We start from the raw sequence: 23,285 nt of genomic DNA, 5'->3' as shown, positions 1-23,285 counted from the left end.
CTGTATCAGTTTGACACCACGCCTGGCCTTTGCTATACTACGCAGGGCGAAGGGCGGTGTAACCGCTCTGTTTTCATGTTGTCTCGACGCTATCAAAAGCGTCGCCCCAAGGAGAAGAAGACCGTGTATGCAATTATTCGTGACCGAGGCATGCAATACCGTGTTGAGCCAGGCCAGGTCTTGACTATCGACCTGATCAACGCCGAACCAGGCAGCCAGATCGAGCTAGACGAAGTGCTCCTGGTGGGTGACGCGGATCAGGTGAAGGTCGGCTCACCGCTGGTTGAAGGTGCAGTGGTGCGGGCGGAAGTGCTCGGCGAGCAAAAGGGCGAGAAGATTATTGTTTTTCGGTATCGCAACAAAACACGTTATCGCCGTCGCACCGGTCATCGCCAGCGCTATACCAAAATTCGTATCAGCGAGATCGTCGCCTGAGAGGAGCTTGAACAATGGCCCACAAGAAAGGTGTAGGTAGCTCGCGCAATGGGCGCGATAGCAATCCAAAAATGCGCGGAGTCAAGCGCTTTGGCGGCGAGAAGGTTCGCGCCGGGAACATTATCGTCCGCCAGTGTGGTACGAAGATTAAGCCGGGTGAGAATGTTGGGGTTGGTCGTGACTGGACGCTGTACGCACTCGTAGATGGTGTAGTGCAGTTTAGCCACTATTCACGCACGCAGAAGAAGGTGAGCGTGATTCCAGTTGGCACAACCACAGCCACTCACTAGAGAGGAAGTTGCCGTGAAACCGGGTATTCATCCCAAATACTATACCGATGGCATTGTGTGTGGTACGTGTGGCACCGTTTGGAAGATTGGCTCGACACGTCCCAATCTGCGCGTAGAAATCTGTGCTAATTGCCATCCGTTTTACACCGGCGAGCAGCGGATCGTCGATACTGCCGGCCAGGTCGATCGCTTTATGCGTCGGTTGAATGTCGCGCAGGAACGCCAGAATGAGCGTGAAAGTCGACGCGCCGGTCGTGCTCAGCCACAAAAGAAGAGCCTGCTCAAAGAAATTTATGGTGAGGATGCCGAGTAGGCGATAGTTCGTATCTGCCTGGTGAGGTCGGCCTGGCGCCGACCTTCGTTTTTTAGTAATGAGATGGCAGAATCCTCGTTGCCTGGAGCATCAGCGAGGTCCTGCTTCGTCTTGAGGAGTAATGGATTAAACTTTTCGCTACGGTATGGTATTGTAGTGGGTCAATATGCGACGGGCATGGTTGATAACTTCCAGCCGCAATTCCTCTGGCTCCAACACTTCAACGTCTGCACCCCAACTTAACACCCAGCTTAGAATCTCGCGGATGCCGCCAACAGTCAGACGCAGATCGCAGCTACCGTCGGGGTTGTCGGTGAGTTGTTGGCTATGATGCCAGCGATTTTCACGAATACGCGGCGCGATTTGGGCGCTAAAGCGTAAATGAATGGTCACCGCTGCTTCGTTCACGACCTCCCATGCGTTTGCCAGATGGGTGTAGGGGTCAAATGCTTCCGGAATGGTATAGTGTTCTGCCAAAAGTTCCGCGTGCTCGATGCGCTCAACTTTAAAGGTGCGTACATCGTCACGCAGTCGGTCATACCCAATCACGTATACGCCTGGCGTCATCCGCACGACCTCAAGGAAATAGGGGGCGATCTCGCGCTCGGTGGGAGGGCGATTAGGCGGACGATACCGTATCCGTACCATCCGCCGGTCAGCCCAGGCCCGGGTAAGCCTTTCGAGGGTTTGGATGTAGTGGGGATGTGGGGGACGGTCGCGCACGATATTTGCCAAACGGGCGATATGATCGGCAATCGTCTGATCGGGTAGCCCGGCCGCCAGTTGGTTCAGGGCCGAAACGATATGTGGGTTATGCTCGTCGCTATGATGGCTCAACAGGCGGGCGGCGAAGAAGAGCGCAACTGCCTCGTGAAGGTTGAGGCGAATTGTCGCCAGGTATGCGTTACGGTCGATGCCGTATTTGCCATCGTGCTGCCAGATGGGTGCTCCGCTTTCTGCAAGGGCGTCGAGATCACGGTAGATGGTGCGTCGATGCACACCACACCGTTTAGCCAATTCAATCACACTTAGCCCATTGGGCGCATTGTAGAGGATATGCTCCAGGTGGCGTAACCGGGCAGCTTTACTACGTAGACGATTATCGGTATCGGTCATAGGTTTGGTGTACTGAACGTTAAAGCCAGTGCATTGACCACCTTATTATCTGAATGTGCTCGTCACGGGGTTGGGTAAGATTCCCTCTTTTCCCCGCCGATGCGTTTGAGTGGCGAGGAATCTGCTGCTATTTCTTGCACCTCTTTCCGGTCTGCAAAGCTATGACACCGACCTCCGTACTAGAGAGCATTTACCCACGTTCAATATACTGGCGCCGATAATACTCCATATACTCGCCAGACTTGATCGGGCGCCACCAATCTTCATGCTCAACAAACCAGCGCACCGTCTTTTCGAGGGCTTCATCGAACGTATGACGCGAACGCCAGCCCAATGCGCGCAGTTTCGAGCAATCAAGCGCATAACGTCGGTCATGACCGGCGCGATCGGTGACGTGTTGGATCAGACTGTACGGCTTGCCGAGAATATCGAGAATCTTGCGTGCCATTTCGATGTTCGGCGTCTCAACCTCTGTGCCAACGTTATACACCTCGCCGATCTGGCCTTTATGGAGCACAATATCAATCGCTTCACAGTGGTCAAGGACATATTGGTAATCACGTACCTGCAATCCATCACCATAGATCGGTAGAGGCAAGTTATCAATGGCATTCGTTGTGAAGAGGGGAACCGCCTTTTCGGGATAGTGGTACGGCCCGATATTATTTGAACCACGGGTAATCGTTATCGGTACCCCATACGTAATGTAGTAGGCATACACCAGGTGCTCAGCGCCGGCCTTACTCGCCGAGTAGGGGCTGCGCGGTTCAAGAGGATCACCCTCTCGTGAGCGGCGGGGGGCCGGAATTGCGCCATACACCTCATCGGTACTGATCTGATGGAAACGTTCGAGTTGAAACTCGCGGGCTACTTCGAGCAAGGCCCAAGTTCCGTTCACATTAGTACGAACGACTGCATCGGGCGCCATTATTGACCGATCGACGTGGGTCTCGGCGGCAAAATTGACAATGGTATCGATCTTGTAGGTACGCACTACCTCGCGTACCGTATCAATATCGCAAATATCACCCCGCACGAATGTGAAACGTGGGTCATTAGCGACCGATGCTAGATTTGCCAGATTACCGGCATACGTGAGTTTATCGTACACCACGATCCGATAATCGGTATATGTGTCAAGCATATAATGGACAAAGTTACTGCCAATAAACCCGGCTCCGCCAGTAATAAGGAGATTCCGCATAGTAATGTTGCTTCCTTTCACTTCGCTAACAATGGTATTGCAAATGTGTCTTACAATTCCTGAGAGCGTATCTGAAATAGAGCAGGAAACCTGCTGAACCACCAGGGAATCACGTTTCCGTAAAGATGCGGTTTTTGGCTCGCGATTCGGCAGCCATACGCTCTTTGTAAGCCAGGACCTGGGCTAAGAGTGCCGGATCAGCGCTCGCCAGAATCTGTACTGCCAGCAAGCCGGCGTTACGTCCGTTGCCGATGGCAACGGTTGCCACCGGCACACCTGCCGGCATCTGCACAATTGAGAGCAGGGAATCCAGACCATTGAGCGCCTTGCTGGGCACCGGAACACCAATCACCGGTAATGGCGAATAGGCTGCGATCATCCCCGGTAAATGTGCTGCACCGCCTGCCCCGGCAATGATAACCCGAATACCGCGCTGATGTGCGGTCATCCCATACTCGGCCATGTCGAGTGGTGTGCGATGGGCCGAGACAATACGTGCTTCGTAGGGAATGCCGAATTCGCGACAGACATCGATAGCGCCCTGCAGCGTTGGCAAGTCGCTGTCACTCCCCATGATGATACCCACTAACGGATGATCGGCCATACCTGTTCCTCACCTGATGCGTGAACGTTCCGAGATACGCTCTAGCTCTGCTATTCCGGCATTGTAACCAGGGCTGCGGCGCGTCGGGCAACAGCTTCTGCTTCAGCCAGGGTTGCGCCAAGTGCCGTAATATGGCCCATTTTACGCCCAATCCGCTCTTCTCGCTTACCATAAAAATGAATGTGTGCTCCTGGTACAGCCAGCGCTGCGACAATGGCCGATGGATTGATCGGCCCGTTGCGCTTGCCGAGCAGATTCACCATTACCGCCGCTGGCGCCCGCAAAGCGGTTGGGCCGAGTGGCCAACCCAAGACGGCACGCAGATGATTTTCAAACTGCGACGTCACACAGGCTTCAATCGTGTAGTGACCGGAATTGTGTGGACGTGGCGCTAATTCATTGATGAGCACCTGCCCGTCAGCGAGCGCAAACAGCTCAACGCCAAAAATACCGACCCCATCAACCGCCTGAATTGCTGCTACTGCCAGATCGGTGGCCTGCGCTGCCAAGTTTGCATCGACCGGCGCCGGTACCCGTACCACATGACAGATGTGATTCTGCTGTACTGTTTCAACGACAGGGTAAGCCACTGTCGTACCGTCACGTCCGCGCACAACCATCACCGCCAGCTCACACGTAAACGGCACCCAAGCCTCGACGAACAACGGACTACCTCCGCGTGTAAGACGCTCCCAGGCCAGTATCACCTCTTCAGCGCTGCGAACGGTTGCATTTCCGTACCCATCGTACCCATTCCGGCGTGTCTTCAGCACGAGTGGCCAGCCAAACTCTTGCGCCGCAGTCAACACATCGTTTGGTGTCGTCACTGACCGAAATGGTGGTACCGTCAGTCCGGCAGATGCCAATCGCTCCTTCTGCCGTAACTTATCTTGTACAACTGCCACCGTTGCCGGTCGCGGCAAGACCGGAACACCATGCGCCTCGATACGCTCAAGTATCGAGGCGTCAATAAACTCATTCTCTAACGTGACCAAATCGCACTGGTGGGCAAAGGCTGTCAAACCCGTCTCGTCTTCCCAGGGGCCAACGACTGCATATTGAGTATAGCGGGCTGCCGGACTATCTGGTAGCCGCTCACAAATAACTACTTCAACCCCCAGTGATATTGCAGCCTGGGTGAGCATCTGGGCCAGTTGACCACCACCAAGAATACCGATCCGCATAGCTTATCCACCGATCATACTATCTGTGTTTCAGAAATTCGCAACCGTGTCACGTTCCTCCTGTGGCGAGCTGCCATGCACGTACTGCGGGAACGCTACGCCGGGTATAGTATCCTCAGATGTTCAGATATGCAAGCTCCCGGTGAAAAGGTGACTTCGGCTATAATGTCGGGGAAAATACAATACAGGAAGGAGCAAGACAGTATGACAACCTCTTCGCGCAGCAATCGTCGTCGTTCAAACCAGCGTTCTGCCTCGGTTCGACGACCGGTTGCACGTTCAATCGAACCACCAGACTACAGCCGTGAGTATGCTGATGTCCGTCGTGATCTCTTCTGGATTGCTATTTGGGGCGGGTTACTCATGCTTGGTATGGTTATTGCCTCGTTTGTGTGGTGAGGTAAAGTCGGGAGAGCGGGAGATCGTTACGCTCCCCGCACCTTCCCCCAGCGGCCCCTGCCTCTTCTCCCAGGGGCAAGGCAGGGGGATGCAGTCGGGCGAAATTCCCGTCCCTTCAGCGTATACGCCAGCCGATGTGTCTCCGCTGTTGCCTCATCTGGTTAGTGAAGGTGACCAATGCTGAGTATGCTGACCGCTCTCGCTGATTGTTTGCTCTGTTGAAGCATAGATTCCGTAGAAGTGAGTCAAATTGTCAACGAGCTAGTACTTGACCACACTGATTACTGATGATAAAAGCGACGAAACGTGAGCCGGGCATTGGCCGTGGTGAACCGCCATTGCACGGTAGCCCGGACTTCACTACGGGCTTTTGCCCATGCGTCTACCTCTCGGCGTACGCTCTCTATATCCGGCAGACGCCGATCCAGACATTGGCGAGCCAGGATGGAGAACTCGATCTCTGTCATGTTCAGCCAACTGCCATGCTTCGGCGTAGAGTGAAACGCCAACTTCCGTGTCAGCCGTCGGGCTTCCTCTGGTGGAAAAGTCTGGTACAGCACAGCTGGGGTATGGGTGTTCAGGTTGTCCAGCACCACGCGAATCCCCTCTGCCTCCGGGAAGACTTCATCCACTAGCCATTTCATTTGGCGGGCGACGTCCTCCTTCGTCCGCCGCTCCGTCACGTGGACTTCCCGCCAGCCCGTCAGGGGGTGAAAGATCAAAAACAGGTTGCAGCATCCTTGCCGCTCATATGCGTCGTCCACCCGCTGCGGACGCCCCGGCTCCATCGGCAGGGGCGCCTGGACATCCGCCACCAACTGATACGGCCGTTCGTCAAAGCAGACGACCGGTCGTCGTGGGTCGTAAGGTTCGGCGTACAGGTCCAGCACATCTTCCATGCGCCAGAGGAAGTCCGCAGTAATCTGTCCAAGGCGCCACTGCTGCTTCTGCCAGGGCTTAAGGTTGTTTTTTTTAACACCCGCCGCACCGTTTCGTCGGAGATGGATTCCACAATCTTCCGTTCCACCAGCCGGTCGGCCAAGAGCTGCATCGTCCAGCGCTCCCGGCCCTCCGGCGGCGCGCTGCAGGCCAGGGCGATCAGGAACGCCTCCTGTTTGCTGTCCAGTTTCGGCTGGGCGCCAGGCCGGGGGCGCTCCTGCAAAGCGGCTTCCAGCCCCTCCTCTCCGAACCGTTTTCGGATGTTCCGCACCGTCTGCGGATTCACCTTGAGCACCTCGGCTATCGATTGATCGGTCGCGCCCTCTGCTGAAAGGAGCAGAATCCGGGCCCGAGTAACCATCCGGGCGTTCACTTCCCCCTTCTTCAGGAGATCACGCAGGGACAAGCGCTCCTTTTCGGTCAGCGTCACCACGTATGCTTTGGGTCTGGGCATGGCTCCTTCACTCCACGAGAGTAGTGTGGAAGAAAGAATACCCTATGAGACCAGTGTGGTCAAGTACTAGTGGAGATTGAGAAATAACTCCGCAATACTGCGCCAGCCGTGAGGCTGATGGAGATTGAAAATTAAATTCGCTATACTGCGCTAGCCGTGGGGCTGAAGCCCTCGGCTAGCCAGGGCGAAGCCCGCCTGCGCGGGCTATGGCGGATTATTTATTCAAAGACTATAAGCCCTCGGCTAGCCAGGGCGAAGCCTGCCTGCGCGGGCTATACCAGATTATTTATTCAAAGACCATAAGCCCTCGGCTAGCCAGGACGAAGCCCGCCTGCGCGGGCTGGCGCACGCCGTCGGGCGAAAGCCCTCGGCTAGCCAGGACGAAGCCCGCCTGCGCGGGCTGGCGCACGCCGTCGGGCGAAAGCCCTCGGCTCGCCAGCACGAAGCCCGCCGGCACGGAACGCGAACTCCAGCAGTGACCCTCTCGACCATCGCCTCTCGCCTCTCGTCTCTCGCCTCTCGCCTCTCGCCTCTCGCCTCTCGCCTCTCGCCTCTCGCCTCTCGCCTCTCGCCTCTCGCCTCTCGCCTCTCGCCTCTCGCCTCTCGCCTCTCGCCTCTCGTCTCTCGCCTCTCGCCTCTCGCCTCTCGCCTCTCGCCTCTCGCCTCTCGCCTATCGGCAGCCTTACGACGACGCCACGCGCTACCCCTCATCCCTCAACCGCGCCTCCAGTTCCGCCAGGCGCGCGGCGTCCGGCTCGAGCGCGCGGGCGCGCGCCAGTTCCTCCGCCGCCTCAGCGCGCCGCCCCAGGTCGATCAGCGTCGCGACGCGATTGCGCCGCAACATGGCTTTATCAGGTTGCAGCGCAATGGCGCGATCATAGGCGGCAACCGCAGCCTCTCCGTCGCCAGCGTCGTGGAGCGCATTGCCAAGAGCATTCCAGGTTGACGCAACATGCTCGCGCACAGCATCCCCAATCCCCAGTGTATCGGTGAACTCCGGCGCGAGCAGCGCCTCGCCGGCTTCCACCGCAGCCCGCCATGCGGCGATGTCATTTCCCGACGCCTCAGCAGCCTCGACCAGTTCAATGTAATGCTGCCAGGCCTGCTGAATCTTTGACTGAGCCGCATCCGCGGCGGCGCGGATGGCGCGCAGACCCGCAGCGCGCTCACGCAGCGCCTGCGCCAGCGCCGCGTCGCCAGCCTGCCGGGCCTGATGCGCTGCTTCTTCTGCGGCAGCAGCCAGCGGTTCTTCCAGTTCGGCGGGCAGTTCGCGCCAGAACGCCAGCAACTCCTCGCCGGACGACACCGCCAGCAAGCGCTGGATAAGCTGGCTCAGCAGCGACGACGTCTCACCCTCCTCCGGCGCGCTCAGCCACTCCGGCGGCGGTCCCACATCCAGCGCTGCCCACAGCGTATCGAAGTCATCGCCGCAGGCGGCGCGGAGACCTCGAAGCAGGTGCATCACACGCTGCTGAAAATCCGAATGTTGTAACGCCGTAAAAAAACGGAACGCCGTCCATCCAGCGCGAAGCGCATCCAGCAACCGGGACATTCGATCTTCACCCGGCTCGCCCGCAAGGGTTTGATAGAGATTCAGCAGATTACCCTGCGTCATCGCATACGCGAGCGGCGCGCTGGTCGGGGTATAAAAGCGCAGCGCCTCGTCGTAGGCGCTGAGCGCCTGGCGCAGGCGCGCGGCGCGGTCTTCCTCCGCCAGCGTCGCCAGGGCCTGCAACACGGCGCCCCGGTTGTTCTGCGTCATCGCATACGCGAGCGGCGCGCTGGTCGGGGTATAAAAGCGCAGCGCCTCGTCGTAGGCGCTGAGCACCTGGCGCAGGCGCGCGCATCGCGTTCCCAGTGCAGCGGCACACTGCCGAGCGGCGCGGCATACATGGCCAGCACTGTTGTGGATCAAAGCACGCTAGTGGGAGCCGGTCGGCAACTGGAAGCGGTGTCAGACGCTTTTTATGAGTACGGGGGTTAAGTGTTCAGGAAGGCCGTGTAATTGCATTTGTACGCACCCAAATCTGAAAGCCTCATCTATAGAGCGTCCTGCTCCGAGTGCCTGATAGAAGCCAAGAGAAAATGCAATAGCAGCCCTATCACTTACCGCCTTGTTCATTCCGATGACGTAGCCAATGTGTTTTGATATTGCTCTTGCCTGAATTTCTGAATAACAGGCATTCAAGACAACACACTGTACTTGGTCAGCCAATTGCTCAAATAATGCTGCAAGCGCTTCGGGTTGGACCAAATATACCTGGCCATTGTTATCTTCAAAACACAAAGCTCCCTCGGAATCGCCGTGTCCGGAGAAATGAACAATGTGAGGTTTCGTGTTTAGCAGAACTCTGGCAATATCCTTTGGACGAAGAGATAGTTGCGGTAGTAACAAGTCAAAATAATCACGACCTAGTGCTAACATGAGTTGTTCGCTAATCTCCCTGAATTCCTCTCCCAATCGCAGACGCGAAGTGTTGGTAGGATCGGATGCAAGAAATAGAATCCTGGTAATCTCACGGCTTCCCTTCCCCTTTGGAAAAAGCAAATGTTCGGGCAGAATTGCCCCTTCACCCCCTAAAAAATTCACGGCATTTCTTACGATATTATACAGTTCAGTAATATTTCCGTTACGATAATCATATTCTAGAAGCAGCCTCATCGCTTCGGAAGAAACCGTAATGTCGGGTTTTGGTTCTATCTCCTCAGACGCGTTGTGAATGAAGTAACCTATTAGTGCGGGAAGATCGTCGCCATCTTTCCGTTCTCTTAGCGGAGGCACCCAAATAGATATGCGAGCTATACTCTGTAATAATGAAGGTCGTACAGTTGCGCTTTCTGGGCGTTTTATCCACTCTTTTCCCTGATTTACATTTGCGGACGCAATCAAGCGTATATCTTGCGTTTGAAGTGTTGGAATTAGCCTATCCAGGCTATCCTGATCTTTATCGCTCAAGATCGAGATGTCATCAAAGAACAAAGTACCTCCCTGAATGCGAGATAAGTTACGGGTGATGGCATTCCAGTGAATACCAGATAGATCTGCACAGTTTACTTGCGAGAACGGTCGTGACCGTCTTGGGCTATTAGCATGGATGGTCTTTGCTATAAATCCTTTGCCAGTACCTCTTTCCCCATATATAAGAACTGAAAATGAGGTATCAATAGCCTCAATTACCTGTTCATACACAACTCGCATGCCCTGACTATTGGCAATAAAGCCTTGTAATGCTCCATGTTTTTGTAAAGGCTGATCAAGTATACCTTTGTCGTGACTTCCTGCTTCAGTCTTGGCTCTTTGCGTTGAACTTGTTTGTACCAACATCCTCCGGGCATGAAGTGCCGCTCTTACACACAGCTTCAATCTCTCACGCTCAGGGGGTTTGGTTACGTAGTCGAACGCTCCTTGTTGCATGGCACGTAATGCAATATCACGAGATCCATAACCGGTGATCACGACCACTTGAGTAGTAGGACTGAGTTCCTTGGTTTTCTGTAGGACGCTAAATCCTCCGAAGTCATCGTTGTATCCTAGCATTTTTAGGTCTGTCACAACGACATCGTAGATGGCATGTCGCAACAAATCAATAGCTTGGCGAATAGATCGCGCCGTCTCTATAATATAATCTTCATCTCGCAGATTGTCGCTATAAATTTCAAGCCAATCCATATCGTCTTCAACTAACAGTATCCTTGGTTTTTCATTCATAGGTCGCCTCCTCTGTTGTTTGCTTTATAGGTAACCGAATGACAAATGTGGTGCCTTTACCTGGGCGGCTAGAAACGCTAATCGTGCCCTTATGTTTCTTAATGATGCTCATAACATTGTATAACCCTAAGCCATAGCCATTTTGTTTGGTTGTGAAGCCTATGGTAAAGAGGCGATTGATGTACTCTGGTGCAATGCCCTTCCCTGTGTCGCTTACGGTAATGACTGCTGTTTGCCCTTCGCGAGCCAGATTAAGCTTGAGGACCCCGCCATCTGGCATGGCTTCCAGGGCGTTGCGAATCAGGTTCATAAAAACCTGTTTAAGCGAGATTGAGTCCGCCTCGATATCTCCTAGCGTTGGATCTATTTCCCACTCAACTTTGTAGTACTCAGGAGGTATCTTTCTTTCCAGTAACTCCAAAACCTCCTCAATGATCTCGATTGGCGATATGAAACTGTAGTGGAGTGAGGGTGTCTTTCCGAGCTCTGCCATGTTTCGGGTAAGCAAACGTGCATACGTGCAGCTTTGAATAATCTTATTTAGTGCGTTTTTCAATGAATCGTCCTGAGATTCCGATAGCAAATTTTTAGCGGTAACTTCTATGACATTCAATTCGTTATAAAGATTGCTTGCAAAAGTTGAAACGATTCTCTGGAACTCAGGAAGAACTCGATCCACCTCTAAAACTGATCTGTCTCTAATTCTCGTAAGTTTTCTCTCTAAATTACGCCGATTTGCGCGCAACTTCGAAGGTTCTTTCGGGAGTGAGAACTCGGGTTGGAGAGGCACCGAGAGACGAAATACCGAGCCATTAGATTGTTCTCTCTCTGCATAGACTATTTCACCCCCCATTCGACGTGCAAAGCGTTGGGCTATGTAAAGACCCAGTCCACAATGAGCGGGTTTTGTAGTAAATCCTATACTGAACAATTTCTGCCTTTTATCTGAGGAAATACCAACCCCCGTATCCGCTATGACGATGTGTACATGACTATCAATCGTATGAGCGGATACATCCAGGGCGCCGCCGTCTGTCATCGCTTCAATAGCGTTTTCAATAATGTTCATCAAGATTAGACGAAGGAGGTTGCTACTGCCCAGAATTCGAAGATCTTCTGGAACATGAATACTCAGATGTATGTTTGGATGGATTTTGTTTTCCAGTATCTGCAACGTTTCTTGTATGACATCAATAAGCGATATATTATCCAGAGTTATGTTTTCGCTAAAGCTTACTCCTAGAAAATTGTCTACTATCCATTTGCAATACAGGGATCGCCTCCGAATCCGTTCCAGATGCCTGACGAATGTCACATCATTAGCATTGACATCTATCGTGCCAAGAGTAGACAGAACGATACCCAAAGGGCTACGCAGGTCATGGGCAATACCGGCGACAAGACGGTCTATCTGGTCAAGCAAGCATCCTTTGGTGACGTCGTGAGCATACAGATCTAAACGCTCTCTAAGTTCGGCAATTTGTATCTGTTCAATCTCCGAAGGAGAAGGCTTCTGCTCGTGTACACGGTTAATAGTAGTCAATAGATCTTCAAAACCGAATGGTTTTGCCATAAAAGCGCAGGCTCCCGCTTTTATCGAGATTTCTACGGTACTTGGCGTGCCAAATCCAGTTATTATAATAATTCGGATCGAGGGTGCTTTTTGTGTAATGATTCTGGTAGCATCAATACCATTCATAATTGGCATGTTAAGATCCATTGTAACAACATCTGGCTTGCATTCGAGCGCCATTTCTACGGCTTGCTGACCATTTTCAGCCTCTCCCACTATTTCAAAACCTGCTTCTTCAAAAAGATACCGAAGTAATCTTCGTGTTGCATGATCATCGTCCACTACTAGAATGCGAATTTTTCGAGTCATGACTATTACTCCATTGTGGCGCCCTAAGAGCGTGATCAAAAACTAACACCTCGGATAAAGCCTATTCAGGAGCATTGCAATAGAACCGAGATAAAGAAAGGCTTCGCTTGATTCTGGGTTGCGGTTGTATTCCTTGCTCGCCAACCGATTGCGTCCCGCCCACGCAATCGAGCGTTCTACCACCCATCGCTTCGGGATGACCGCAAATCCCTTTTGTCCAGGCGGTTTTTCGATGACATTCAGGCGTATCGTCGTGTTCTGTTGCATCCATTCATTTAACCCTTGTTTGTATCCTTCATCCACCCGAATTTCTTGCATCCGAGGAAACGATTGATGATGCGCGGCCAAAAGCCACTCCGCGCCTTCAGTATCAGAAATGTCTACCGGATGGACGAGCACGCGCAGCAAGAACCCATTTGTATCAACCCAGCATTGCCGTTTGCGCCCGTTGACCTTTTTTCCCCATCGTCGCCGCGCTCTCCGCCTGCTTCGGTCGTTTTGACGGATTGGGAGTCCAGGACGCTGATGGACGGCTCCGGATCGCGATCAAGCGCTTGTCGCGCCAGTTTCCGCAGCGTATCATTGATGTTTATAAAGGTTCCATCACGATTCCATTTGTCGAAATAGGAGCGAACGGAACGCATTGGCGGAACATCGTTCGGAAGCATGCGCCATTGGTAACCGGTGCGATTTTTGGAGCGCAGCGCGTTGACGATCGCGCGGCGATCAATTTCGGTCGGGCGGCCGCCGTTGGGCGACGGCGCGGTGACGAGCGGCGTGATGGCGGCCCATTGCGCATCGGTCAGATCGGTCGCATAATTGGTTGGATAGGATCGAAATGCACGTTGTGGCATACCAGATTGCTCCTCATCAGAACAGCATGGTCACTATCACTATACCACACATTAGATGCTGATTTGACATTTGTTCTTTTGAGAGTAGAATGATCTCAGTGAGTTACCGGTGATGAGGCTCACCGTCAATTGCCTTTTAGGCTGATAGCCTCTACAGAGGAGTAAGTTCTCTGTAGAGGTTTTTTCTTTACGCCGCAAGTGTTCTGTGTAGTACGAGGGATTCCATGATCTCCATTCTTCATAACCACGATGAACATCGCCCGCTTGCCAGCGTTCAGCCCGCTTTCTTTTCCGATCTGAATCTGGATCAAATAGTCGCAGCTATTACTAGTCTCAAACCGGGATACCAGCTCCAATCCTTTTTCTGGACTCCTCTGCGTGATGTCGAAACGGTTTACTATCGACAAGAAGTGTTTCAAGACCTGGAACACGAGCCGGTGATGATGGCGATCAAAGCATTTGCGGAGGGTATGGGCACGGTACGGCGCTATCTGACAATGATTGACAAACTTGACGTTGACTATCACAAAAAAGGTTGGTTTCTTGAAGCGGTTTTAGTGTATTGTAACACAGTAGATTCTCTTGCACGCAACCTGGACAATCTTTCACTGCGTTCGCGCGGTCTTGTAGCGTTCCGTGAATATCTGAAGCATTACGTTCGGTCGTCGGGATACCAATCGCTGGCGGCTGAAGGGCAGCAGGTCAAGCGGTTTCTGTCCGCGATCAGGTATTGCGTCATCATCGAGAGTGGGAGTTTCAAGGTCAAGCCCTACGAGGACGAGGTTGATTACAGCCTGGATATAGAGAATACCTTCAAAAAGTTTAAGCAACGTGATACGTCGGATGAATTCTTGCATCTGTCAAAACGCAACGGAATGAGTCATATTGAGGCTAAGATTCTCGATTCTGTTGCCCTGTTATACCCTGAACCCTTCACTGCCCTAGATCATTTCTGCCGCCAACATCCCCAATTTCTCGATCAAACTATTGAGACGTTCGACCGTGAGATACAGTTCTATGTTGCTTATCTTGACTTTATTGCCGATTTTAAAGCCCAGCATTTACCCTTTTGCTATCCTCGCGTCAGCACAACCAACAAATCGATCTTTGTGCGCGACGGCTTTGATCTGGCGCTGGCTCACACTTTGCGGCACAATGCAAACATCATTGTGCGGAACGACTTTTTTCTCAATGATCCGGAACGTATTCTCGTTGTCACAGGGCCAAACCAGGGGGGCAAAACGACATTTGCCCGCATGATTGGTCAAGCTCACTATCTGGCCAGTCTTGGCTGCCCCGTTCCTGGTCGGCAGGCAGCGCTCTTTCTGGCCGACAACATCTTCACCCATTTCGAGCGCACAGAGAATCTACAGAATCTGCGCGGAAAACTAGAGGATGACCTGCTCCGCATCCACGATGCGCTCGCGCAGGCTACACCAAACAGTGTGTTTATCCTGAATGAGATCTTCTCATCCACCACTGTTCAGGATGCTCTCTTCTTGAGTAAGGAGATCATGGCTCGTCTGATAGCGCTCGATGTTTTGGGAGTCTGGGTAACATTTTTCGACGAACTGGCCTCGTTGAGCGAAAAGACGGTCAGTATGGTAGCGTCGATAGACGCTGCTGATCCTGCCAGGCGTACTTTCAAAATAACCCGCAGACCAGCCGATGGCCTGGCTTATGCCATCTCACTGGCGCGCACGTATGGTCTCACCTATGAACAACTTCAGGAGCGATTGTCATGATGAAGGTGTTTTTGCTCCATCCCGATCAGGATTTTGACCTGTCTTCACCATTACCACCGCTCATCGATGATGTGATCCGAGATCTGGGTTTGCCCATCTTGTTTGAAGCGATGGCACAGGGTGACGAATTCGTGTTGCAGGTGGTCCGTCAAGTTGTGTTGTCATCGTTGACTGAACTCACACCGATTCTATATCGCCAGGACATCTTGAAAGACTGCATCCGGTACCCTGATGTTGTCAGGCAGCTATACCAGATTCCACTAGCATTTCTTGAGCGTAAGCGCAAGCGTTGGCTGTGGATTTCCTCGTTCCGCGCATCACCGAGTTCCCTTCTAAGCGGTGCCCGTGAATTGTTGGAAATCTCTTTAGACCTCCTCCGTCGGTTACGACAGATTGCTGACCAACATGTATCGACCTTCACATCTCCGGGCTTTCGCCGCTTCTTCACCATGATCCAGCACGAGCTTGATGATGAATATCTGGCCCAAGTGGAACAACATATTCAGCAGTTACGCTTCCCACAGGGTGTCTTGCTCAGAGCACAATTGGGAAAAGGGAACGAAGGTAGCGACTACGTTCTCTGTCGTCCGAACAACGTCGGTCGGAACTGGCTGCAACGTCTTTTCACTGCCCATACGCCAGTCTATTCGTATACGCTCCACCCACGCGATGATGCTGGGATTCAGGTATTGGGTGAATTACGCGACCAGGGGCTTGCCCGTACCGCCAGTGTAGTGGCCCAGGCCGCTGCACACATAGAACACTTCTTCGAGGTTCTACGGCGTGAGCTGGCATTCTACATTGGCTGTCTAAACCTGTACAGGCAGCTCACACAGCTCGACCAACCCGTTACCTTTCCGCAGCCAGCGCCTGCCGATGAGCGTTCCTGCTCGTGTGTAGGGTTGTACGACGTTGCCCTAGCATTGACGATGAAAACATCAGTAACCGGTAATGATATTGCCGCTGATGGAACATCGCTTCTTATTGTTACTGGGCCAAACCGAGGTGGCAAAACCGTTTTCCTACGGAGTCTCGGTCAGGCACAGATGATGATGCAATGCGGTATGTTTGTTCCAGCCGCAGCGTTTCAAGCCAATCTGGCAAGCGCTCTGTTTACTCACTTCAGGCGCGAAGAAGACAAGACAATGGTGAAGGGAAAGTTTGAAGAGGAACTCGCACGGATGAGTACGATCGTTGACCATCTTACTCCCAATGCCATGCTTCTATTGAATGAAGCCTTTGCCGCTACCAATGAACGTGAAGGCTCGGAAATTGCCGGGCAAATTGTTCGTGCGTTGCTCGACAAGAAGATTAAAATCTACTGTGTGACCCATCTCTCTGAATTCGCCCGCTCTTTTATCGGTAAAGATAATGTTCTTTTCCTGCGTGCTGAGCGCTTACCGGATGGGAGACGTACTTTTAAGATCAAAGAGGGCATGCCGCTCGAAACCAGCTATGGGGCAGATCTCTACCGAAAGATATTTGGGGTAGAAATCACAGATAGCTGAGCCGTTACCCATCCATGCTCTGCGCTGAAAGCAAAAGAGCTGTTTCACGCATTTACACCTGAAACCCTTCGGCTGAACGCACCTCCACCAAATAGCCATCAGTCGTTCGGCGGAAGCGTACATGCCGCGGTGCGACCGGAAGTTGACGTCTCATCAGCTCTTGATTAACGCAGGCCAGAATCTCGGCCCAAAGACCTGCCTCACCGCAGTAATAACGTCTTAACAGGGTACAAAGCTGATCGTTCGCAGGCCATATCAGTGTGTCCACGGCTCGTTCCCTCGTTTCCCATACCGTTGTTGATACGATGCAACAATCTGGGCACAAATCTGTTGCGGGTCATCACAAATTTGCAGCCGATCGAGATCGCTTTGCGAAATAGTGCCGTTGGCGAGCAAGGTATGACGTGCCCAATCAACCATGCCCTGCCAGAAATCAGAGCCATAGAGAATAACCGGAAAGTCGTGAATTTTTCCGGTTTGGATCAGGGTCAGCGCCTCAAATAGTTCGTCGAGCGTGCCGAAGCCACCGGGGAAGATCACAAATGCCTGAGCGTATTTGACAAACATTATTTTGCGAATGAAGAAATAGCGGAAGCGCACTTCGAGATCGACGAAGGGATTGGCGCCGGACTCAAACGGTAATTCGATAGTACAGCCGACCGAACGACCACCACCTGCACGTGCGCCTTTGTTTGCAGCTTCCATCAGGCCAGGGCCACCGCCGGTGATGATCGTGAAGCCTGCCTGAGCCAGGAGGCGGGCGGTTTCGACAGCAGCCGCATAGATGGGCGAATCGGATAAAATGCGGGCTGAGCCGAAGATCGAGACTGCCGGACCCAGGCCGGCCATGTTCTCAAAGCCTTCAACAAATTCGCCCATAATCCGTAATACCCGCCAGGTATCAGTATGGGTGAAGTGGTATGGTTGTCGAACAGGTTCGGTCTGTAACAGGCGTTCGTCTTCAGTCTGGCGTGACATATGTGGTATACTCCGCACGTTAATGGGCAATACTGCCAATAGGATACTACAATTTCGGAGGAATGGATGACACGTCCAGGTGATGGTGGTCGAATCGAAGTCATTTGCGGTTGCATGTATAGCGGCAAAACTGAGGAATTGATCCGCCGTATGCGACAGGTGCGCATTGCTCGGCAATCGTTCCGCATCTTTACCCCACGTATGGACACTCGCTATGCCGAGGGGCAGGTAGCAAGTCACAGCGGGAGTCGGCTTGAGGCAATTACCGTATCAACGATGCGCGAAATTCTGTTTCATGCGAGCGATGTGCAAGTCGTGGCAATTGATGAACTCCATCTCTTCGACGATGATCCGGCTGAAATGGTGCGCGGTTGTCAATGGCTGGCCGACCGGGGAGTGCGAGTGATTGTTGCCGGTCTCGATCTAAATTACCGTGCAGAGCCGTTTCCGGCGATGATGCACCTGTTGGCGTTAGCCGAACAGGTCGATAAGCTGTACGCAATTTGTGTCAAGTGTGGAGCGTATGCGACGCGCTCGCAACGATTAATTGATGGCAAGCCAGCACCGGCTAATGCACCGACGATTGTAGTCGGCGGTCTGGATATGTATGAGGCGCGCTGCCGAGCCTGTTACGAACCGGCGTTGTAGGTGATACCACGGGCACGCGGGAGACGCATTCACTGTTTGCGCGTGTCTGATGGCCTACAGATGCCTATTGCCGTCTTGAGAGCGATGTGCGGTGCATCTGATGCAGGACCTGCCTCCTGTCACTACGGGATGCGGGGGAGAGGACAGCGTTCTCAGGTGTTAAGTCGCTGGCAACGCTACAGAACACACTTCCTCGTCATCAGAACGAGGAAGTGTGTTCCTTTCAGCATGGTAGATACGCTTATCAGATCAGATAACCGTCACTATCGTGGTAAAACGGATGCGCCCCCATCTCATTCGCGTCATTCACCGATACGATAAGTGAATCAGCTCAAGCCCAGCTTCCGCTTCAGCTCGGCCAGTTCGATATCTACCTCGGTATCTTTCTCAAGCTGGCGGAAACGCGCTTCCAGGGTGTCACCTTCGAGTTTAGCCATTGCTTCGGCCTTTGCCAGCCGGTCATCGACCTTCTCTTCAAGCTGATCGAGCTTATCGAGGGCACTGACTCGACCAATCGAGGCTGCGGTGCGCTGGATCGCTTCCTGGGTTTGGGCACGATTCTTCTTGGCGATGATCAGCTCTTTGCGGGCTTTCACTTCAGCAATCCGTGTTTCGAGGTCAATGAGGGCCTGCTGGAGTGCTTCAACCTGCTCTTCTTGCGCCTTTTCCTGAGCGCGGTACTGCTCGGCAAGTTTCTGCGCCTGGACCTTACGCGCCAGGGCGGCTTTAGCCAGAGCTTCATCGCCGGCACGCAGAGCACGCTCGGCCTTTATTTGCCACTGCTCAACTTCCGCTTCAGCCGCGATACGACGCTGCTCGAGGCGTGTTTCATCAGCCATGGCTTGGGCAACGCCGGTTCGTGCTTCGTATAACTCATTCGTTAACTGGCGCAGGTATTCGTTCGCCATCTTCTCTGGGTCCTCCGCTTTGTCGAGCATCGCATTGATGTTGGCGCTGATCAGGTCTTTGATCCGACCGAGAATGGACATAGATGCTCCTCCTTATCAGTATCGGTACTCATGAGCTGTGGCTGTAGCTTTGCGTATCCAGCGTGAGAAAACTGTCTGCATTGTAGCATGCCGAACGTGCTTCTACAACCACTGATCTGTACGTTGTGATAGGCAGAAAGGTTTCAGCCTGGTGCGGGAAGATTCTGCGCACATGGAGAGAGCCGACTGTTATATCATCTATTGCGAAGAGCCGTATATGAGTGAACATCGTGGCGCAGTGATTCCCTTCCGTTGATCGCCTCCCGTGCTGACCTGTTTGTTTGTCCGCAGGGCCTTGCCCCTCCCGTGCGTTGACGGTATGATCGGTGCACCGACGCGGAGCCTGATTGCAACTGGAAGCTGCCACTGCTACCGGGCAGTGGTGGAAGCCAATTGCGGAATCGATCTAGCATTATAACGGTCGGCGTGCTGGCACACCAATGGCACGTGGGAAGCGGGAGGGTGTAGGGGCGACTTTCGTGACTATTACCAGGCTACGCGGTTCTTCACCCGGGATGGTGACCGGTAGACAAGAGCTGATTTCACCGCCGAGCTGTCGCAGGGCGGAATAGGCCGCTGCGATCTCTGCTGCTGGGTTTCTTCCCTTTGGTGCCAGCAAATGTCCGCCAACTCGTAAGAGCGGGAGAGCATATTCAACCAGGACCCGCAGCTCGGCTACGGCACGGGCGGTAACAATCTGGTAGCGTTCGCGTTCAGTCGGGTTGCGGCCCACCACCTCGATCCGCTCGTTTAAAACGCGCACGTCACTGAGATTGAGACAATCGATGATATGCTGCAAAAATGCTGCCTTCTTCGCCGTAGCTTCAACTAAGGTCACCGGTAATGCAGGATATACAATTTTGAGCGGCAGAGCAGGAAAACCGGCGCCACTGCCGATATCGATCAGGCTGTCGGGGATTGCAGGCCAAACACGGGCCAGCCAGAGCGAGTCGAGCAGATGGCGACGCACCATTGCCTTACGGTCGTGAATGGCAGTGAGATTGAACCGCTCGTTCCAGATCGTCAACTCGTCGAGGTAACGCTGAAACTGGGCGATCTGGGCATCGCTTAGCGGGATACCCCACTCGGCAGTTGTTTCTCTGAGCAACTGTTCGGCATTGTCGGTCATGCGTTCTTATTCCTCTGCCTGATACAGGCGGTGTTGGATGATGTAGTCAAGAACTGCATCGGGCAACTGATACCGTACCGGGCGACCGTCGGCAAGACGACGACGGAGATCGGTACTGGAAATAGCGAGTTGTGGTCCTTCGATGACAGTGATCCGGTTGGCAAAAGCGGGTATTGCGGCGAGGATTGTGTCTAGACAGACGGTATAACCCGGCCGGTGAACGATTGCTAGGCGGGCGATATGTGGAATCTGTTCACAATCGCGCCAACGCGGTAAATCGGCAGCCGCATCAGCACCGACGATCAAAACCAGTTCTACGTCAGTTCCATACCGGGTCTGGCAAATACGGAGCGTGTCGATAGTGTATGACGGAGGCGGTCGTTCCAGTTCAAGCGCTGAAGGAATGAGAGCCGGGTTCCCAGTGCAAGCCAGACGAACCATTGCCAGGCGATGATGGGCTGCGACGTAATGGCCTGGTTTTAGCGGCTGCGAAGCGGTTGGGATCATCAGTACCTGATCGAGGCCACATGCCCAGCGTGCCTCTTCAGCAATTGCCAGGTGGCCGAAATGAATCGGATCGAATGCGCCACCGTAGATCCCTAACCGGCGAAGAGTAGGCATGGGGCAGGTAACTCACTCCTCGCTCAGCTCACGAGCTTCCTGAAAGAGATGCCAGACGAGCCAGACAACATCGTTCTGATCGTCGGGATGGAGATCATCGATATACGGCCAGATCAGCTCAGCAACATCGCTGCGTGGTAAGAGGCTGACCCGTTCGCCCAAGGCATAATGTAACTGTATCGCCAGCTCATCAGCCAGCTCGGTCAGATCACGTTCAGGAAGGCGGTTGTCAGTGGTAAAACGGTAACCGCGCATACATATACTCGCTTACCGATGTCTCAAAAGGCGAGTCCTACGATCATCGTCATAATACTCATCGTGATCGGAGGGAGTGATCTGGCGGGTTGCCGCTTCAGATTGGCCGGTTGCCGACGAGCGGCGTGGCAAGAGAGAGTTTTCAGTCAGGGTCTCAGCGACAAAATCGAGGTATTGTCGGATGTCTTCATTATCTTCCAGGCTATTGAACGGAATGGTTGCACCACTCACGGTTTTCACACTCTCACCAATATCGCGTAACGTGGCATCAATACCCTTTACCAATCCACGCATCACCGAGGCCAGCTCTTCACGTTCCTGAACAGTGAGATTGGCAAACCCAATTAATGCTTTTTCCTGAGCACGGAGCAGCGTTGCGCGAAGAATAGCAATATCAGCCTGCGTCTGCAATTCGTAACGGCGGACCAGATGGGCCTGGCGAACCTGTTCAACCAACTCTTCGGAGGTCACTGGCGTCCAGAGGAGGGCCGGAATAATGATAAAGCCAATAATCCCTATCAACACTTGCTGAATAACCAGACCGGTGCTTTGCACAACCGGTTGGGATGCCCACCATGTCCATTGAATCTCGAACGAATAATACACAAGGTACAGGGCAGCAATCATCACTGCAACATAGCCCCAGGTGCGGGCATTAATCTTCTGGAGCAGCATCCCTCCGGGTGACCAGGGGATGAGGAACGACATCAGACTAGGTGGCGCCAGAACCAGAATTGCGGTATACGCGGCTGCAATAATCCAGTTACCGGTCAACTGGCTTTGCACCCCCCACCAGTAGACGGCTGAGCCGATCATGGCAATGAATGCCAGAATGGCGAGCAATGATTTCGAGGTAAATTGCCATCCACTTCGGCGACGTTGACCACGTACCATTTCAAGATAGCGGCTACTCACGGCGATTTCCTTCTCCTAACTCTGAGCAAGAGCAAAAATAATTCGAGGATAAGCAACTCTATTATACAACGACACCGGAAACACGTTGTAACCATTCAAACTACTTTGGTTGAACGTCGGAAGTCAGGAATACGAATGTTTCTATCCAATCAGTGAAGCCAGCGGCACGGATACGCTCGATAACTGCGGGAGAGAGCGCTGAAAGACCGTAACTGCGGTTAATTTCATAAGGCACCTCGAGCGCTAATTGACCATTTTCACGAAACGTAAAGGTAGCTTGTGCTATAAATTCACCATTTATAACGCCAAGCAAAACAGTTTGCTGATTTACTGGATCATACCAATACAGTTGACTGCGTTTTGTACTATATAAACGAGGTTCAGGAAAAATTTGGCGGTTAAGCTGCTGAAAACGCCATCGTTCTTCATTCGAGAGTGCAGGTAAGGTTGGTAAGACGAGTGTTGGCACCGGTGCCAGGGTAGGTGTTGGCGGAATGACAGTTGCCGGTTCGGGAGTTGTGACGATAATGGCCACTGTTGCTGTGCTAGTGATTGAAGGTACAAATGGCGATTGCACCGGCGTTGGTAACGTCGGTGCTGTCGCTGCACGGAGTGTTTGTGCCAGTGGTGGCAATGTTGCCGGTAATGGTCCGCTCACATCCAGATGGGTGGGTAATGTCGAAAGACAGCCACTCAATGCAACAACCACACCTGCCAGAATGATCCAGCCATAATGCTGGCGCATCGCTCAAAACCATGCGCTTTCTACAGATAAAGAACGGCCAGCGACACAACGCTTGTGTCGTATCTACTATTCTATGATATTTTTGTGTAGAGTCAATATGAAGGAAATAACGCATTAGGTTCTTTAACGTTTTCAGTAGCTGTACTGCAAAGCGTGCCTGGCGGCCCTCACCTTCCCCCCTAGCCCCCCTTCCTCTCCCACGCTGCGGGAGAGGAAGGGGGGGATGATGCGCCCTCACCTTCCCCCTTCCCCCTGCCGCTCCCACCAAGGGAGAGGAAGGGGGGATGATGCGCCCTCACCTTCCCCCAAGCCGCTTCCTCTCCCACCAAGGTAGAGGAAAGGGGGGAGGTGAGCGTAGCCGTGGCGATT

The 23,285-nt window shown here is 53.1% G+C and carries 25 protein-coding genes and 1 riboswitch; of the genes, 7 read left to right on the top strand and 18 right to left on the bottom strand.

From position 1 onward, the window contains the following. The first annotated feature begins 123 nt into the window (after positions 1-123). From rplU to rpmE, 3 genes are read left to right on the top strand one after another with little or no spacing between them, the layout of a single operon-like run. Positions 124-435, top strand: coding sequence for a 50S ribosomal protein L21 (gene rplU, locus QTO31_RS17270; protein ID WP_031459329.1), 312 nt, complete (start codon positions 124-126; stop codon positions 433-435). A 14-nt stretch (positions 436-449) separates the two neighbouring features. Then, positions 450-725: a 50S ribosomal protein L27 gene (gene rpmA / locus QTO31_RS17265; protein WP_028457254.1), complete on the top strand. Its 276-nt coding sequence runs from the start codon at positions 450-452 to the stop codon at positions 723-725. 13 nt (positions 726-738) lie between these two features. Beyond that, positions 739-1,038, top strand: a complete 300-nt coding sequence (gene rpmE, locus QTO31_RS17260) for a 50S ribosomal protein L31 (protein WP_367620657.1) — start codon at positions 739-741, stop codon at positions 1,036-1,038. Positions 1,039-1,176: 138 nt separating this feature from the next. Here the strand turns inward: rpmE and QTO31_RS17255 are convergent, their stop codons facing one another. The 4 genes from QTO31_RS17255 to QTO31_RS17240 form a co-directional block, all read right to left on the bottom strand. After that, positions 1,177-2,154, bottom strand: coding sequence for a helix-turn-helix transcriptional regulator (locus tag QTO31_RS17255; protein ID WP_301430327.1), 978 nt, complete (start codon positions 2,152-2,154; stop codon positions 1,177-1,179). Between the two features lie 190 nt (positions 2,155-2,344). Further along, the gene (gene rfbB, locus QTO31_RS17250) at positions 2,345-3,358 is read right to left on the bottom strand and encodes a dTDP-glucose 4,6-dehydratase (RefSeq protein WP_031459332.1); all 1,014 of its coding nucleotides are present in this window, start codon (positions 3,356-3,358) and stop codon (positions 2,345-2,347) included. A 109-nt stretch (positions 3,359-3,467) separates the two neighbouring features. Further along, entirely contained in the window at positions 3,468-3,962 is a 495-nt protein-coding gene (gene purE, locus QTO31_RS17245; RefSeq protein ID WP_031459333.1) for a 5-(carboxyamino)imidazole ribonucleotide mutase, read from the bottom strand. A gap of 50 nt (positions 3,963-4,012) precedes the next feature. Then, positions 4,013-5,146, bottom strand: coding sequence for a 5-(carboxyamino)imidazole ribonucleotide synthase (locus QTO31_RS17240; protein WP_301430326.1), 1,134 nt, complete (start codon positions 5,144-5,146; stop codon positions 4,013-4,015). Positions 5,147-5,350: 204 nt separating this feature from the next. Here QTO31_RS17240 and QTO31_RS17235 point away from each other — a divergent pair, with 204 nt between their 5' ends. Next, entirely contained in the window at positions 5,351-5,545 is a 195-nt protein-coding gene (locus QTO31_RS17235; RefSeq protein ID WP_031459335.1) for a hypothetical protein, read from the top strand. A gap of 281 nt (positions 5,546-5,826) precedes the next feature. On the opposite strand, the gene QTO31_RS17230 is transcribed toward QTO31_RS17235, so the two are convergent. From QTO31_RS17230 to QTO31_RS17205, 6 genes are all read right to left on the bottom strand, one after another. Then, a protein-coding gene (locus tag QTO31_RS17230) for an IS630 family transposase (protein ID WP_301430325.1) occupies positions 5,827-6,938 on the bottom strand; the annotation gives its coding sequence in 2 pieces (ribosomal slippage) (positions 5,827-6,524 and positions 6,524-6,938; 1,113 coding nt in all). A 700-nt stretch (positions 6,939-7,638) separates the two neighbouring features. Next, a complete protein-coding gene (locus QTO31_RS17225) occupies positions 7,639-8,853 on the bottom strand; it encodes a tetratricopeptide repeat protein (RefSeq protein WP_301430324.1) in 1,215 nt (404 codons plus the stop codon). A 39-nt stretch (positions 8,854-8,892) separates the two neighbouring features. Continuing rightward, the gene (locus QTO31_RS17220; protein WP_301430323.1) at positions 8,893-10,647 is read right to left on the bottom strand and encodes a response regulator; all 1,755 of its coding nucleotides are present in this window, start codon (positions 10,645-10,647) and stop codon (positions 8,893-8,895) included. Continuing rightward, positions 10,640-12,529 (bottom strand): hybrid sensor histidine kinase/response regulator, encoded by a 1,890-nt coding sequence (locus QTO31_RS17215; RefSeq protein WP_301430321.1) that lies wholly within the window; start codon positions 12,527-12,529, stop codon positions 10,640-10,642. Before QTO31_RS17215 ends, QTO31_RS17220 begins: the two co-directional genes overlap by 8 nt. Before the next feature lie 42 nt (positions 12,530-12,571). Next, positions 12,572-12,937: a transposase gene (locus QTO31_RS17210; RefSeq protein ID WP_301430320.1), complete on the bottom strand. Its 366-nt coding sequence runs from the start codon at positions 12,935-12,937 to the stop codon at positions 12,572-12,574. Next, positions 12,910-13,383: a transposase gene (locus QTO31_RS17205; RefSeq protein ID WP_301430318.1), complete on the bottom strand. Its 474-nt coding sequence runs from the start codon at positions 13,381-13,383 to the stop codon at positions 12,910-12,912. Before QTO31_RS17205 ends, QTO31_RS17210 begins: the two co-directional genes overlap by 28 nt. Positions 13,384-13,482: 99 nt before the next feature. Continuing rightward, positions 13,483-13,544, top strand: a riboswitch (Fluoride riboswitch). Between the two features lie 63 nt (positions 13,545-13,607). Between QTO31_RS17205 and QTO31_RS17200 the strand changes: the two genes are divergently transcribed. Together QTO31_RS17200 and QTO31_RS17195 are read left to right on the top strand one after the other, a co-directional pair. Then, positions 13,608-15,128, top strand: coding sequence for a MutS-related protein (locus tag QTO31_RS17200; RefSeq protein ID WP_031460869.1), 1,521 nt, complete (start codon positions 13,608-13,610; stop codon positions 15,126-15,128). Further along, on the top strand, positions 15,128-16,636 hold the full coding sequence (locus QTO31_RS17195; RefSeq protein WP_031460870.1) for a MutS-related protein: 1,509 nt from the start codon (positions 15,128-15,130) through the stop codon (positions 16,634-16,636). The genes QTO31_RS17200 and QTO31_RS17195 overlap by 1 nt, the downstream gene beginning before the upstream one ends. A gap of 52 nt (positions 16,637-16,688) precedes the next feature. On the opposite strand, the gene QTO31_RS17190 is transcribed toward QTO31_RS17195, so the two are convergent. Both QTO31_RS17190 and QTO31_RS17185 read right to left on the bottom strand, forming a co-directional pair. After that, the gene (locus QTO31_RS17190; protein ID WP_301430315.1) at positions 16,689-16,904 is read right to left on the bottom strand and encodes a hypothetical protein; all 216 of its coding nucleotides are present in this window, start codon (positions 16,902-16,904) and stop codon (positions 16,689-16,691) included. Continuing rightward, positions 16,892-17,614 carry a TIGR00730 family Rossman fold protein gene (locus tag QTO31_RS17185; RefSeq protein WP_301430314.1) on the bottom strand — a complete coding sequence of 241 codons (723 nt, stop codon included), beginning with the start codon at positions 17,612-17,614 and terminating at the stop codon, positions 16,892-16,894. The genes QTO31_RS17190 and QTO31_RS17185 overlap by 13 nt, the downstream gene beginning before the upstream one ends. Before the next feature lie 66 nt (positions 17,615-17,680). Here QTO31_RS17185 and QTO31_RS17180 point away from each other — a divergent pair, with 66 nt between their 5' ends. Further along, positions 17,681-18,262, top strand: a complete 582-nt coding sequence (locus QTO31_RS17180; protein WP_031460873.1) for a thymidine kinase — start codon at positions 17,681-17,683, stop codon at positions 18,260-18,262. A 326-nt stretch (positions 18,263-18,588) separates the two neighbouring features. Here QTO31_RS17180 and QTO31_RS17175 read toward each other — a convergent pair whose 3' ends face one another. The 6 genes from QTO31_RS17175 to QTO31_RS17150 all read right to left on the bottom strand — a co-directional run bounded on the left by QTO31_RS17175 (position 18,589) and on the right by QTO31_RS17150 (position 22,916). Further along, positions 18,589-19,251: a PspA/IM30 family protein gene (locus QTO31_RS17175; protein WP_301430313.1), complete on the bottom strand. Its 663-nt coding sequence runs from the start codon at positions 19,249-19,251 to the stop codon at positions 18,589-18,591. A gap of 412 nt (positions 19,252-19,663) precedes the next feature. Beyond that, entirely contained in the window at positions 19,664-20,380 is a 717-nt protein-coding gene (gene rsmG / locus QTO31_RS17170) for a 16S rRNA (guanine(527)-N(7))-methyltransferase RsmG (protein ID WP_301430312.1), read from the bottom strand. 6 nt (positions 20,381-20,386) lie between these two features. Next, positions 20,387-21,001: a nicotinate-nucleotide adenylyltransferase gene (nadD, locus tag QTO31_RS17165; RefSeq protein WP_031460876.1), complete on the bottom strand. Its 615-nt coding sequence runs from the start codon at positions 20,999-21,001 to the stop codon at positions 20,387-20,389. A gap of 12 nt (positions 21,002-21,013) precedes the next feature. Then, a complete protein-coding gene (locus tag QTO31_RS17160) occupies positions 21,014-21,256 on the bottom strand; it encodes a hypothetical protein (protein ID WP_031460877.1) in 243 nt (80 codons plus the stop codon). Between the two features lie 12 nt (positions 21,257-21,268). Continuing rightward, entirely contained in the window at positions 21,269-22,171 is a 903-nt protein-coding gene (locus QTO31_RS17155) for a hypothetical protein (RefSeq protein WP_301430309.1), read from the bottom strand. 100 nt (positions 22,172-22,271) lie between these two features. After that, positions 22,272-22,916, bottom strand: coding sequence for a hypothetical protein (locus tag QTO31_RS17150; RefSeq protein WP_301430307.1), 645 nt, complete (start codon positions 22,914-22,916; stop codon positions 22,272-22,274). Positions 22,917-23,285: the final 369 nt, after the last annotated feature.

Source organism: Chloroflexus sp. MS-CIW-1 (genome assembly GCF_030444705.1).
Taxonomy (GTDB): Bacteria; Chloroflexota; Chloroflexia; order Chloroflexales; family Chloroflexaceae; genus Chloroflexus.
This window is presented reverse-complemented; position numbering and strand designations above follow the sequence as displayed.

What these genes read in the sequence shown, in the direction of transcription:
- rpmA (WP_028457254.1), top strand. Translation starts at nt 450, where the DNA reads ATGGCCCACAAGAAAGGTGTAGGTAGCTCGCGCAATGGGCGCGATAGC.
- QTO31_RS17255 (WP_301430327.1), bottom strand. Translation starts at nt 2,154, where the DNA reads ATGACCGATACCGATAATCGTCTACGTAGTAAAGCTGCCCGGTTACGC.
- rfbB (WP_031459332.1), bottom strand. Translation starts at nt 3,358, where the DNA reads ATGCGGAATCTCCTTATTACTGGCGGAGCCGGGTTTATTGGCAGTAAC.
- purE (WP_031459333.1), bottom strand. Translation starts at nt 3,962, where the DNA reads ATGGCCGATCATCCGTTAGTGGGTATCATCATGGGGAGTGACAGCGAC.
- QTO31_RS17240 (WP_301430326.1), bottom strand. Translation starts at nt 5,146, where the DNA reads ATGCGGATCGGTATTCTTGGTGGTGGTCAACTGGCCCAGATGCTCACC.
- QTO31_RS17235 (WP_031459335.1), top strand. Translation starts at nt 5,351, where the DNA reads ATGACAACCTCTTCGCGCAGCAATCGTCGTCGTTCAAACCAGCGTTCT.
- QTO31_RS17220 (WP_301430323.1), bottom strand. Translation starts at nt 10,647, where the DNA reads ATGAATGAAAAACCAAGGATACTGTTAGTTGAAGACGATATGGATTGG.
- QTO31_RS17215 (WP_301430321.1), bottom strand. Translation starts at nt 12,529, where the DNA reads ATGACTCGAAAAATTCGCATTCTAGTAGTGGACGATGATCATGCAACA.
- QTO31_RS17205 (WP_301430318.1), bottom strand. Translation starts at nt 13,383, where the DNA reads ATGCCACAACGTGCATTTCGATCCTATCCAACCAATTATGCGACCGAT.
- QTO31_RS17200 (WP_031460869.1), top strand. Translation starts at nt 13,608, where the DNA reads ATGATCTCCATTCTTCATAACCACGATGAACATCGCCCGCTTGCCAGC.
- QTO31_RS17195 (WP_031460870.1), top strand. Translation starts at nt 15,128, where the DNA reads ATGAAGGTGTTTTTGCTCCATCCCGATCAGGATTTTGACCTGTCTTCA.
- QTO31_RS17185 (WP_301430314.1), bottom strand. Translation starts at nt 17,614, where the DNA reads ATGTCACGCCAGACTGAAGACGAACGCCTGTTACAGACCGAACCTGTT.
- QTO31_RS17180 (WP_031460873.1), top strand. Translation starts at nt 17,681, where the DNA reads ATGACACGTCCAGGTGATGGTGGTCGAATCGAAGTCATTTGCGGTTGC.
- QTO31_RS17175 (WP_301430313.1), bottom strand. Translation starts at nt 19,251, where the DNA reads ATGTCCATTCTCGGTCGGATCAAAGACCTGATCAGCGCCAACATCAAT.
- rsmG (WP_301430312.1), bottom strand. Translation starts at nt 20,380, where the DNA reads ATGACCGACAATGCCGAACAGTTGCTCAGAGAAACAACTGCCGAGTGG.
- nadD (WP_031460876.1), bottom strand. Translation starts at nt 21,001, where the DNA reads ATGCCTACTCTTCGCCGGTTAGGGATCTACGGTGGCGCATTCGATCCG.
- QTO31_RS17160 (WP_031460877.1), bottom strand. Translation starts at nt 21,256, where the DNA reads ATGCGCGGTTACCGTTTTACCACTGACAACCGCCTTCCTGAACGTGAT.
- QTO31_RS17150 (WP_301430307.1), bottom strand. Translation starts at nt 22,916, where the DNA reads ATGCGCCAGCATTATGGCTGGATCATTCTGGCAGGTGTGGTTGTTGCA.